Genomic DNA, 11,765 nt, shown 5'->3' on the forward strand with positions numbered 1-11,765 from the left:
GACGCTAGTCGTAGGCGAAGGGCGCCTGATCGAGCAACACCCGGCACCGCTCGATCAGGTGCTCGCGCAACAGTCGCAAGGTTTCACCGAGATGCGCCCGATGGGCGCAGATCAGGTTCAGCGGCGCCGGCTCGCCCCGTAGCTCCGGCAGTAACACCTGCAACCGTCCCGCCTGCACATCATGGGCGACGTCCAGCCAGGACTTGTACACCACCCCCCGTCCCGCCAAGGCCCAGCGCCGCACCACATCGGCATCGTCGCTGATGCGGTCGCCACCGACGTGCTGCACCAGCTCGCGCCGCCCGTCATGGAAGCACCAACGCTCGTGAACCCGTCCTGCCAGCATGTAGCGCAGGCAATTGTGGCCGGTGAGCTCGGCAAGCGACCGCAGCGGGCCGTGTCGCTCCAGGTAGGCCGGCGCGGCGCAGAGTACGCGCCGGTTGGTCGGCGCTACGGGGAGCGCCACCAGGCTCGAATCCTCCGGCAGGCCATAGCGCAACGCGATGTCCACCGGCTGTCGGAACAGATCCGCGTTGCGATCGGCCAACAGCAACCGCAGGCTAAGCTGCGGATGCTGCACTTGAAAGGCATCGAGCCACGGCAACAGCACGTTACGCCCGAAATCCGAGGGCGCCGAGAGCTGCAACGGCCCGCTGATGGTTGCCTTGCCGCCGGCCAGCAGCTGTTGGCCGTGAACCAGACTCTGCAGCGCCGCGCGCGCGTGGGGCAGGTACTGCTCGCCCTCGCCCGTCAAGCGGAGGCTGCGCGTGGAGCGCGCCAGCAGGCGGCAACCCAGCGTTGCCTCCAGCCGTTTGAGCGCGGCACTGGCCACCGCCGGTGACAGCTCAAGACGCCGAGCTGCCGCCGAGAGGCTGCCCAGTTCGGCCGTTAGTACGAATACCTGCAGGTCATCGGTGCGCAGCATTTTCAAAAACCTGTTGAAAGAGCCTCTGCAGAATAAGCGCTTTTTCTTCTCGAAACGAAAGCCGAACATGGCCACATTCCATCTCACTTTCCATGGAGAGCCCATGAAAGCCATCGGTTATCAGCAATCCCTTCCGGCGGACGACCCGCGTTCGCTGCAGGACATCGAACTGCCAGAGCCCACACCGGGGCCGCGCGACCTGCTGGTCGAGGTCCGTGCGATTTCGGTGAACCCGGTCGACACCAAGATCCGCACCCGTATGCAGCCGGACGAGGGGCAATATCAGGTCCTCGGCTGGGACGTGGCGGGCGTGGTGCGGGCGGTCGGAGCCGAGGTCAGCCTGTTCCAGCCCGGCGACGAGGTGTACTACGCCGGTGCGCTGGACCGCCCTGGTGCCAACAGCGAGCGGCATCTGGTCGACGAGCGCCTCGTGGGCCGCAAGCCGGCGTCGCTCGACTTCGCCGCGGCTGCCGCGCTGCCACTGACCTCGATCACCGCCTGGGAGTTGCTGTTCGACCGGTTGCAGATCGCCGAGGGCAACGAAAGCAACGGCCAGCGTCTGCTGATCGTCGGCGCCGCGGGCGGGGTGGGCTCGATCCTGACGCAGCTGGCACGCCAGCTGACCGGGCTAAAGGTGATCGGCACGGCTTCGCGCGGCGAGACCCGCGACTGGGTGCGCGACCGGGGCGCTCATGAGGTCATCGACCACAGCCAGCCGCTGGCTGCCGAATTGCAACGCCTGAACATCGCCGATGTCACCCACGTCGCCAGCTTGACCCACACCGACCTGCACCTGCCGCAGATCGTCGAGGCGCTGCAGCCTCAGGGGCGTCTGGCCTTGATCGACGACCCCGCGAGCCTGGACATCAGCCTGCTCAAGCGCAAGAGCCTGTCGCTGCACTGGGAGTTCATGTACACCCGCTCGCTGTACCAGACCCCGGACATGATCGAACAACACCGGCTGCTCAACCGGGTCGCCGAGCTGGTCGACAGCGGCGTGCTCAAGACGACCTTGGGCGAGCACTACGGCACGATCAACGCCGAAAACCTGCGCCGCGCTCACGCCTTCATCGAAAGCGGCAAAGCCAAGGGCAAGATCGTGCTCGAAGGTTTCTGATTCGGCGTCAGGACGAGGCGGCCTCGCCGCCCCGCCCGGAAAAGGTGTGCTGGCTGGTGTACCAGGCCAGACACGCCGCCGTCAGCGCACACAGGGTGATCACGAGGGCCATCGGCATCGCCGTGCCATCGTGCAGCCAGCCCACCGATGCCGAGGCCAACGCCGCGACGCAGAACTGCAGGCTGCCCATCAGCGCCGAGGCCAGTCCGGCCTGCTGTCCCTGGCGTGCCATGGCACAGGCGGTCGCGTTCGGCAGGATGCTGCCAAGGCTTGCCAGCCCGGCGAATAGCGGGATCAACAGAGGCCAGAGCGACGCCGGCTCGCTCAACGCGAGCAGCAGAAGGGCCGCACCAGAGGCGAAGTAGAACCAGACGAAGCGCCGCAGCCAGAAACCCGGCCCACGCAGCCGCAGCAGGCGCGCGTTGATCTGCGAGACGAGGATGAAGCCTGCCGCGTTACTGCCGAACAGCCAGCCGTAGTGCTCGGCCGGCACCCCGTAGAGCTCGATGAAGACGAACGGCGAACCGGCGATATAGGCGAACATGCCGGCCATCGCCACGCCCCCGGCCAGCGCATAGGCGATGAACTCCCGGTCCTTGAACAGCGCGACATAACGCCGTGGCGTGCCGCCAAGCGGCAATTTGGGCGCGTCGGCGGGCAGGGTTTCCGGTAGGCGCCAGGCGACCGCAATGCCACACAGCGCGCTGAAGATCGTCAGCGAAACGAAGATCGCCGGCCAGCCGAAGGCATTCATCAGCACCCCGCCGGCCAGCGGCGCGAGAATCGGCGCCAGCCCCATCACCAGCATCAGCTGGGAAAACACCTTGGCTCCCTGCACTGGGTCGCAGCTGTCACGCACCACCGCTCGGGTCACCACAATGCCCGCGCAACCACCGAGCGCCTGGACGAAACGCGCCGTAACGAGCCAGTCCAGCGACGGCGCCAAGGCGCATGCGAGCGACGCCAGCGTGAACAGGGTGACACCGACCAGCAACGGCCAGCGACGCCCGTAGCGGTCGGCCAAGGGGCCGTAGATCAGCTGCCCGAAGGCCAGCCCGACGAAATAAGCCGCCAGCGACAGTTGCACATGCTCGACATCCGTGGCAAAAGCGCGCGCCATCGCTGGAAAGGCGGGCAGGTAAAAATCGATGGCCAAGGGGCCGAAGGCACTGAGCGCGCCCAGGATCAACAAGATCGGAAGAGGCATCGAGAACGACTCGCGGGACAAAAAGGAACAGGCACCGCCGCAGCAAGGGAAACGCCGGGCAGGGGATCGAACGTTTACAGGAAAGGTCAGATGCTGTTACATACACAGACGATTGTAAACAAGCAAAGTTGCAGAAGTTGAGGGATGAACTCCGAACTGCCCGCCCGCAAGGGCCTTTTGACTCAGCTTCAAGCTGCCGTAGCCAGACATGCGAAGAACCAAAGAAGACGCCGAAAAAACCCGTATCGCCCTGCTCGCCTCAGCCGAGCGGCTCTTTCTCGACAAGGGCGTGGCGCACACCAGCCTCGATCAGATCGCGCGTGACGCCGGCGTCACGCGCGGCGCCGTGTACTGGCACTTCCAGAACAAGGCACACCTCTTTCACGAAATGCTCAACCAGGTCCGCCTGCCGCCGGAGCAGATGGCTGAGCGTCTGTGTAGCTGCACGCAGCAACAGCCGCTGCGGGCGTTGCGCGACCTCTGCCTCGACGGCATAGCCTCGCTGGCGCGGGACGAGCAGAAGCGCCGGATCATGACCATCCTGCTGCATCGCTGCGAATTCACCGACGAACTGCGCGAGGCGGAAGAGCGTCACCATGCGTTCATCAACCAGTTCATCGAGCTCTGCGAAAAATTGTTGGAATGTGCTGGCAGCAAACTGCTACCGGGGGTTACGCCGCGCCTGGCGGCACGGACGATCCACGCACTGATTGTCGGCTTGTTCAGCGACTGGACGCGTGACCAGACGCTGTTCGACCCACAGCAAGACGCCGCGGCGCTGGTCGATCCGCTGTTCCGCGGGCTCGTAGCGGACTGGGACGCCGTGCCGCCAGCCAGCGCCCCGGCGTGATCGCGCCTCGCCGGGGCAACGCATAGCGATGGCCCTGGCTCAGGCGACCTTGTAACCCTCCTCCTCAATCGCCTCACGGATCGCCTGCTCGCTCAGCTCCCCCTCGACCTCCACGATCCCGCGCTCGAGATCGACCTGTACCACTGCGCCGGACTCGCGCGCCTTGATCGCCTGGGTCACTGCCCGTTCGCAGTGGGCGCAGGTCATGCCCGTCACCTGAAAACTTCGCATGGTTGGCTCCTCCGTATGACTGATCGGCTCAGGTTGTGCGTTGCCACGGTAGCAAGGTCAAGCCGGGCTGCGGCAACTGGATAAGGGGCTTGACCTTGCCACGAGGTAAAGGTTGATCATGCGCAGCAACAGGCCATTCGGAGAATCCTCATGTCCGGTACCCCTTACACCTTGCCCATCAGCGGCATGACCTGCGCCAGTTGCGCCGGACGCGTCGAGCGGGCGCTGCTCAAGGTGCCTGGCGTCGACCGCGCCGAGGTCAACCTCGCCGCCGAACAGGTGCGAGTGGACGCGCACGCCGTCGATCTCGCCGGCCTGGTGCAGGCAGTCGAGAAGGCCGGCTACAGCGTACCGGCGCAGACGCTGGAGCTGGCGATCGGCGGCATGACCTGTGCCAGCTGCGTGGGTCGCGTTGAGCGTGCCCTGCTGAAAGTCCCCGGCGTGCGCAGCGCCTCGGTGAACCTGGCCAGCGAGCGCGCCCGCATCGAGGTGCTGGGCGCACCGGACCCCGCCCTGCTGATCCAGGCGGTCGAAAACGCCGGTTATCAGGCGCAACCGCTGGACGAGGAGCGCCCCGCCGTCGACGAGGGCGAGCGCCGCCTTCGCCGCGAACGGCTGACCGTCATCGCTGCGCTCCTGCTGGCCGCCCCCTTGGTGATGCCCATGTTCGGCGACCTGATTGGCCAGCACTGGATGCTACCGCCCTGGGTGCAGTTTCTCCTGGCGACACCTGTGCAGTTCATCCTCGGGGCACGGTTCTACGTCGCGGGCTGGAAGGCCGTGCGCGCCGGCGCGGGCAACATGGACCTGCTGGTGGCCATTGGCACCAGCGCCGGCTACGGCCTGAGCCTGTACCAATGGTGGGCGGCACCTGCCGGACAAATGCCGCATCTGTACTTCGAGGCCTCGGCGGTAGTCATCGCCCTGGTACTGCTCGGCAAATACCTGGAAAGCCGCGCCAAGCGTCAGACCAGTGCGGCGATCCGTGCCCTTGAAGCCCTGCGCCCGGACCGCGCCACGCGGATCATCGACGGCCGCGAGGAAGAGGTCGCCATCGCTGCCCTGCGCCTGGACGACCGGGTGCTGGTCCGCCCGGGCGAGCGTTTCCCGGTTGACGGCGAAGTCATCGAAGGCGAAAGCCAAGCCGACGAAGCCCTGATCAGCGGTGAAAGCCTGCCGGTGCCCAAGGCCCCTGGAGACCGCGTCACCGGCGGGGCCATCAACGGCGAAGGCCGCTTGCTGGTACGTACCACTGCGCTGGGCGGCGAGACAGTGCTGGCGCGCATCATTCGTCTGGTGGAAGACGCCCAGGCCGCCAAGGCGCCGATCCAGAAGCTGGTGGACCGGGTCAGCCAGGTGTTCGTCCCGGCGGTGCTGGTCATCGCCCTGTTGACGCTGGCCGGTTGGCTGCTGACTGGCGCACCGGCGGAGGTGGCGCTGATCAACGCGGTCGCTGTGCTGGTCATCGCCTGCCCCTGCGCCCTGGGCCTGGCGACGCCTGCCGCGATCATGGCCGGCACTGGCGTCGCGGCGCGCCACGGCATCCTGATCAAGGACGCCGAGGCGCTTGAAGTCGCCCACGCGGTGACCGCCGTCGCCTTCGACAAGACCGGCACCCTGACCTCGGGTAAGCCTCGCATCGTCCATCTCCATGCGATCGACGGGGACGAAGCCACGCTGCTGCGTCAGGCCGGTGCATTGCAACGCGGCAGTGAGCACCCGCTCGCCCGCGCCGTGCTGGAGCGTTGTGAAGAACTGCACCTCGAGACGGCCGACGTCACCCGCAGCCAGTCATTGACCGGACGTGGCATTGCCGGCGAGCTCGATGGCCGTTCGCTCGCGTTGGGCAACCGCCGGCTGCTGGACGAGAACGGTCTCGAGCCGGGGCATCTGGCCAACCGCGCCCAGGAATGGGAGGACGAGGGTCGCACCCTCTCCTGGCTGATCGAAACCGCACCGCAGCCGCACGTGCTCGGGCTCATCGCCTTTGGCGACAGCCTCAAGGAGGGCGCGGCCGACGCCGTGGCCGCCTTGAACGCCAGGGCTATTCGCAGCCACCTGATCACCGGCGACAACCGCGGCAGCGCGCGGGTCGTCGCCGAAGCCCTGCACATCGACAGCGTGCACGCCGAAGTGCTGCCGGCGGACAAGGCGGCCACGGTCGCCGACTTGAAAAACAAGGGTGCGGTGGTGGCCATGGTCGGTGACGGCATCAACGATGCCCCGGCGCTGGCTGCGGCGGACGTGGGTATCGCCATGGGCGGCGGCACCGACGTGGCGATGCACGCGGCCGGCATCACGCTCATGCGCGGCGACCCGAGGCTGGTGCCGGCGGCGCTGGAAATCAGCCGCCGCACCTATCGCAAGATCCAGCAAAACCTGTTCTGGGCGTTCATCTACAATCTGGTGGGCATTCCGCTGGCGGCCTTCGGCCTGCTCAGTCCGGTGGTTGCCGGCGCAGCGATGGCGCTGTCCAGCGTCAGCGTGGTCAGCAACGCCCTGCTACTCAAGCGCTGGAAGCCCGGGCCGTGATGCGCGCCCCGCCCAACCTCATCGTTTCCTGGAGCCCTGCATGAACATCGGTCAGGCAGCCAAGAAGAGCGGACTTTCGGCGAAGATGATTCGCTATTACGAATCGATCGATCTCATTTCGCCAGCCGGCCGCAGCGCCAACGGCTACCGTCACTACACGGAGGAAGACCTGCACCGGCTCGCTTTCATCAAGCGTTCGCGGGACATGGGCTTCTCGCTGGAGGAAGTGAGCAAGCTGCTGGCCCTGTGGCAGGACCGCCAGCGAGCCAGCGCCGACGTGAAGGCCCTTGCCGGTGCCCATATCGAAGCGCTCGACCAGAAGATCGCCGAGTTGGTGGGGCTGCGCGACACCCTGCAGGAGCTGGTCGAAACCTGCCACGGCGACCAGCGCCCCGATTGCCCGATCCTCAGGGACCTGGAATCCGGTGGTCGCTGCCACACGGAACAGAACGAGTAAGGGATCCGAACGAGCCGCCGTGCCGTTGCCAAATACTTAGCTCCCTAATAGAATCCGCGCCCCTCGCAACGGCGGGCGCGGCGAACCCCGCCCCGTTCGGTCACCGGATTTAAGTCCGGAGCCGGTCCCGCCGCCTTGCATCCGGGCCACAGGCCTTTCCGAACGCGCCGCTTACCGACCACGAGGGCCAGCCCTCAGCGGTCCGCTGAACGGTTGCCGTTCATTCGCATACCTCAACAGGCAAACAGAACCACCGATGAAGAAACTGATCCTGGCGTTCATGTGCACGACACTGATCGCCTGCTCCAAGCCCAACGAACCGGAAAAGACCGTCGACGTCCTGCTGATCGGCGGCGGCATCATGAGCGCCACCCTGGCGACCTACCTGCACGAACTGGAGCCGGACTGGACCCTCGAAGTCCACGAGCGCCTGCCCAGCGTCGCCGACGAAAGCTCGAACGCGTGGAACAACGCCGGTACCGGGCACTCGGCCTTCTGCGAACTGAACTACACGCCGCAGAAAGCGGACGGCAGCATCGACATCAGCAAGGCCGTGAGCATTGCCGAGTCGTTCGAACTCTCCAAGCAGTTCTGGGCCCACCAGGTGGAGCGCGGCGTGCTGCAGGAGCCGCGCCGCTTCATCAATGCCGTCCCGCACATGAGCTTCGTCTGGGGCGAGGACAACATCGAGTTCCTGCGCAAGCGCCACGCCGCGCTGCAGCAGAGCCCGCTGTTCCGCGGGATGGAGTATTCCGAGCAGCCGCAGCAGATCGGCGAATGGGTACCCCTGATCATGAACGGCCGCGACGCCGATCAGCCGGTCGCTGCGACACGGATGCCCCTTGGCACCGACGTCAATTTTGGAGAAATCACCCGTCAACTGTTCGAAGCCCTCGGCAAGAGCGAACAGGTCACGATGCAGCTGCAACACGAAGTCCGCGACATCACGCGCAACGCGGACGGCACCTGGACCGTGGTCTCTGCCGACCTCGCCAACGACGAAGCGCAGACCAGCGTCAAGGCGCGCTTCGTGTTCATCGGTGCCGGCGGCGGCGCCCTGAAGCTGCTGCAGATGGCCGACATCCCGGAAGCCAAGGGCTACGCCGGTTTCCCGGTGGGCGGCCAGTTCCTGATGACACGCAACCCGGACGTCGTCGCCCAGCACCAGGCCAAGGTCTACGGCCTGGCCTCGGTCGGCTCGCCGCCCATGTCCGTACCGCACCTGGACACGCGTGTGATCGAGGGTGAGAAGGTCCTGCTGTTCGGACCCTTCGCGACCTTCTCCAGCAAGTTTCTGAAAAACGGCTCGCTGATGGATCTGCCCGGTTCGATGAGCACCGACAATGCGCTGCCCATGGTCCAGGCCGGCCTGGACAACCTCGACCTGAGCCAATACCTGATCGGCCAGCTGATGCTGAGCCAGGAGGACCGCATCGCCGAACTGAAGGCGTACTTCCCGCAGGCCGAGGCCGAAGACTGGGAATTGATCACCGCAGGGCAGCGCGTCCAGATCATCAAGAACGACCCGGAGAAAGGTGGCGTGCTGCAGTTCGGCACCGAGATCGTCAGCGCGGCGGACGGCTCCATCGCCGCCCTGCTCGGCGCCTCGCCGGGTGCGTCAACAGCCGCACCGATCATGCTCAAGCTGCTGCAGACGACCTTCAAGCAACAGGTCGAAACCCCGCAGTGGCAAGCGAAACTGAAGGCGATCTTCCCCGCCTATGGCCGCTCGCTGAACGAGGACGCCGCCCTGACCGAAGAAATCCGCGCCATGACCAGCGAGCGCTTGCAGCTGTCCGCTCCGGCGACGGCCGTGGCCAACATCGCCCGCGACTGATGCGTAGCGCGCCGGGCCTTCGCGGCGGCCCGGCAACCGCTCGTCGCCTTGCTGACGACATGCAGCGTTACACCTAAAGCACTGGAGCGCCCTGCCGATAGCGGGCGCTTCTGATCGGCGACGGACCGCCACCCCCTGAATCGTCTCCTCACGTGGTACCTGAATGAACAACTGGTTTGGCAACATTGGCGTCAGCCGAAAGCTGTCACTGGGCTTTGGCGCGGTATTGGTTCTCACACTGATCCTGGCCTGGAACGGCTGGGGCAGTCTTGGCAGCGTGATCCAGCGCAGTGGCTGGATGACCGAGATATCTCAGCTCAACAACACCCTGACGAACCTGCGCATCGCACGCCTGCAATTCATGCTGGCCAACGGCGATGCCGAATCCACCGAGCGCCTGGACAAGAACCTGGGCATTTACCTGGCTCAGCAGACCAAGCTGCTCAACACCTTCAAGAATCCGATCAACGTCGCGATGCTCAAGGAGCAGGCCGGCTACAACGAGCAGTACCAGCACTCGTTGAACGACATGCGCCAGGCCTATGTCGCCGCCAACGGCGCGCAGCGGAGCATGGGCGCCGCCGCCGTCAAGCTGGACAGCCTGACCGGCGCGCTCAACGCACGCGCCCTGCAGCTGCCCGAGTACGAGCCGCAGCGTTTCGAGCAATACCGCGCCGTCACGCAGATGCGTGAAGACATCAAGCACGCGCAGTACCTGCTGCGCGTCTACCTGGCCGCCACTACCGCGGACAACATCCAGGCCGTCTATGCACAGCTCGACAAGGCCGTCGCGACGCTGGATCAGTACCGCAGCCAGTTCGATCAGACCAGCCGCGACGCCGTCGAGCAGATCCGCACGGTGCTGAGTGACTACCGAAGCGCCATCGAAACCTTCGTCGGCGCGACCCAGGCCATCGCCAAGGCACGCCAGGAGATGACCGACCAGCAGAAAGAAATCGTCCGCTTGAGCGATGCCCTCTATCAGTTCCAGCTGGACCGCCTCGACATCGAAAGCGGCGAAGCGCGCAACCGCCTGATCGTCAGCACCCTGCTGGCCTTGTTGCTGGGTATCCTCGCGGCCTGGCTGATCACGCGCCAGATCATCCTGCCGCTGCGCACCACGCTGGCCGATGTCGAGCGCATCGCTTCCGGCGATCTGACCGCCACCGCGAAGGTCACGCGTCGTGACGAACTGGGCGTGCTGCAGCAGGGCATCCAGCAGATGGGCACCACGCTGCGCGAGCTGATCGGCGGTATCCGCGACGGTGTCAGCCAGATCAGCAGCGCGGCCGAGGAGCTGTCGGCCGTAACCACCCAGACCAGCGCCGGCGTGAACAGCCAGAAGGAAGAAACCGACCAGGTCGCCACCGCCATGCACGAGATGTCGGCAACCGTTCAGGAAGTCGCGCGCAATGCCGAACAGGCAGCGCAGGCGGCCACTGAGGCGGATCACGAAGCCCGCGAGGGCGATCGCGTCGTCGCCGAAGTGGTTGCTCAGATCGAGCGCATGGCTGGCGAAGTCATCCGGTCTTCCGACGCGATGGTTGTCCTGCAAAGCGACAGCGACAAGATCGGCAGCGTGATGAACGTGATCCGCGCGGTTGCCGAGCAGACCAACCTGCTGGCACTCAACGCCGCGATCGAAGCTGCGCGCGCCGGTGAAGCCGGTCGCGGGTTCGCCGTGGTTGCCGACGAGGTACGTGGCCTGGCGCAGCGCACCCAGAAATCGACCGAAGAGATCGAGCAGCTCGTCACCGCACTGCAAGGCGGCACGCAACAGGTCGCCGCGATCATGCAGAACAGCCGCGACCTCACCGAGAGCAGCGTGGAGCTGACGCGCCGCGCCGGTACGTCACTGGCGCGCATCACCCATACCGTCTCCAACATTCAAGCCATGAACCAGCAGATCGCTACGGCCGCCGAAGAGCAGAGCGCGGTTGCCGAGGAAATCAGTCGCAGCGTGGTGAATGTGCGCGACCTGTCCGAGCAGGCCGCAGCTGCCAGCGAGGAAACCGCGTCGTCCAGTGTCGAACTGGCTCGGCTGGGCAGTCAGCTGCAGTCGATGGTCAGCCGCTTCCGCATCTGACCCAGCCAAAACGACGAGGCCAGGCATCGCGCCTGGCCTCGTATCGAATCAGCTGGCCTGCGTCTGCAGGTAATTCTGCAACCCGATGCGATCGATCATCGCGAGTTGCTGCTCCAGCCAGTACGCGTGATCTTCCTCGGTGTCGAGCAATTGCAGCTCCAGGATTTCACGTGTCTGGTAATCGCCGTGCTGCTCGGCGAGGGTGATGCCCTTGGCCAGGGCTTCACGGACCTTGTATTCCAAGGCCAGGTCGCTGCGCAGCATGTCCGGCACCGTATGGCCAGGATGAATCGCTTCGGGCGTCATGTCCGGCGTGCCTTCAAGGAAGAGGATGCGTTTGAGCAGCGCGTCGGCGTGCTCGGTCTCTTCCTCCATCTCATGATTGATCCGCTCGTAGAGCTTGGTGAAACCCCAGTCGGCATACATGCGTGAGTGCAGGAAATACTGATCGCGCGCCGCCAGCTCCCCGCGCAGCAGTTCTTTGAGATATTCGATGACCTGTGGCTGACCTTGCATAGCGACC

At 65.5% G+C, this 11,765-nt stretch carries 10 protein-coding genes; 6 read left to right on the forward strand and 4 right to left on the reverse strand.

The window, feature by feature from the left end; all coding sequences use genetic code 11:
* Window positions 1-4: 4 nt before the first annotated feature.
* Complete coding sequence (locus tag MST27_RS18465; protein ID WP_243607406.1) at window positions 5-925, reverse strand: LysR family transcriptional regulator; 921 nt, start codon at window positions 923-925, stop codon at window positions 5-7.
* Window positions 926-1,028: 103 nt separating this feature from the next.
* Between MST27_RS18465 and MST27_RS18470 the strand changes: the two genes are divergently transcribed.
* Entirely contained in the window at window positions 1,029-2,042 is a 1,014-nt protein-coding gene (locus MST27_RS18470; RefSeq protein WP_243607407.1) for a zinc-binding alcohol dehydrogenase family protein, read from the forward strand.
* 7 nt (window positions 2,043-2,049) lie between these two features.
* On the opposite strand, the gene MST27_RS18475 is transcribed toward MST27_RS18470, so the two are convergent.
* A complete protein-coding gene (locus tag MST27_RS18475; protein ID WP_243607408.1) occupies window positions 2,050-3,249 on the reverse strand; it encodes a Bcr/CflA family multidrug efflux MFS transporter in 1,200 nt (399 codons plus the stop codon).
* Between the two features lie 208 nt (window positions 3,250-3,457).
* On the opposite strand from MST27_RS18475, the gene MST27_RS18480 reads away from it, so the two are divergent.
* A complete protein-coding gene (locus tag MST27_RS18480; RefSeq protein WP_243607409.1) occupies window positions 3,458-4,099 on the forward strand; it encodes a TetR family transcriptional regulator in 642 nt (213 codons plus the stop codon).
* Between the two features lie 39 nt (window positions 4,100-4,138).
* On the opposite strand, the gene MST27_RS18485 is transcribed toward MST27_RS18480, so the two are convergent.
* Window positions 4,139-4,330, reverse strand: coding sequence for a heavy-metal-associated domain-containing protein (locus MST27_RS18485; protein WP_243607410.1), 192 nt, complete (start codon window positions 4,328-4,330; stop codon window positions 4,139-4,141).
* 150 nt (window positions 4,331-4,480) lie between these two features.
* On the opposite strand from MST27_RS18485, the gene MST27_RS18490 reads away from it, so the two are divergent.
* The 4 genes from MST27_RS18490 to MST27_RS22810 all read left to right on the forward strand — a co-directional run bounded on the left by MST27_RS18490 (window position 4,481) and on the right by MST27_RS22810 (window position 11,242).
* Window positions 4,481-6,862 carry a heavy metal translocating P-type ATPase gene (locus MST27_RS18490; RefSeq protein ID WP_243607411.1) on the forward strand — a complete coding sequence of 794 codons (2,382 nt, stop codon included), beginning with the start codon at window positions 4,481-4,483 and terminating at the stop codon, window positions 6,860-6,862.
* A 40-nt stretch (window positions 6,863-6,902) separates the two neighbouring features.
* Complete coding sequence (gene cueR, locus MST27_RS18495; protein ID WP_243607412.1) at window positions 6,903-7,319, forward strand: Cu(I)-responsive transcriptional regulator; 417 nt, start codon at window positions 6,903-6,905, stop codon at window positions 7,317-7,319.
* A 256-nt stretch (window positions 7,320-7,575) separates the two neighbouring features.
* Entirely contained in the window at window positions 7,576-9,156 is a 1,581-nt protein-coding gene (gene mqo / locus MST27_RS18500) for a malate dehydrogenase (quinone) (protein ID WP_243607413.1), read from the forward strand.
* Window positions 9,157-9,319: 163 nt separating this feature from the next.
* Window positions 9,320-11,242, forward strand: coding sequence for a HAMP domain-containing methyl-accepting chemotaxis protein (locus MST27_RS22810; RefSeq protein ID WP_243607414.1), 1,923 nt, complete (start codon window positions 9,320-9,322; stop codon window positions 11,240-11,242).
* A gap of 48 nt (window positions 11,243-11,290) precedes the next feature.
* Here MST27_RS22810 and bfr read toward each other — a convergent pair whose 3' ends face one another.
* Window positions 11,291-11,758: a bacterioferritin gene (bfr, locus tag MST27_RS18510; protein WP_243607415.1), complete on the reverse strand. Its 468-nt coding sequence runs from the start codon at window positions 11,756-11,758 to the stop codon at window positions 11,291-11,293.
* Window positions 11,759-11,765: the final 7 nt, after the last annotated feature.

It is taken from the genome of Stutzerimonas marianensis (assembly GCF_022810315.1).
In the GTDB taxonomy this organism is placed as follows: Bacteria; Pseudomonadota; Gammaproteobacteria; order Pseudomonadales; family Pseudomonadaceae; genus Stutzerimonas; species Stutzerimonas marianensis.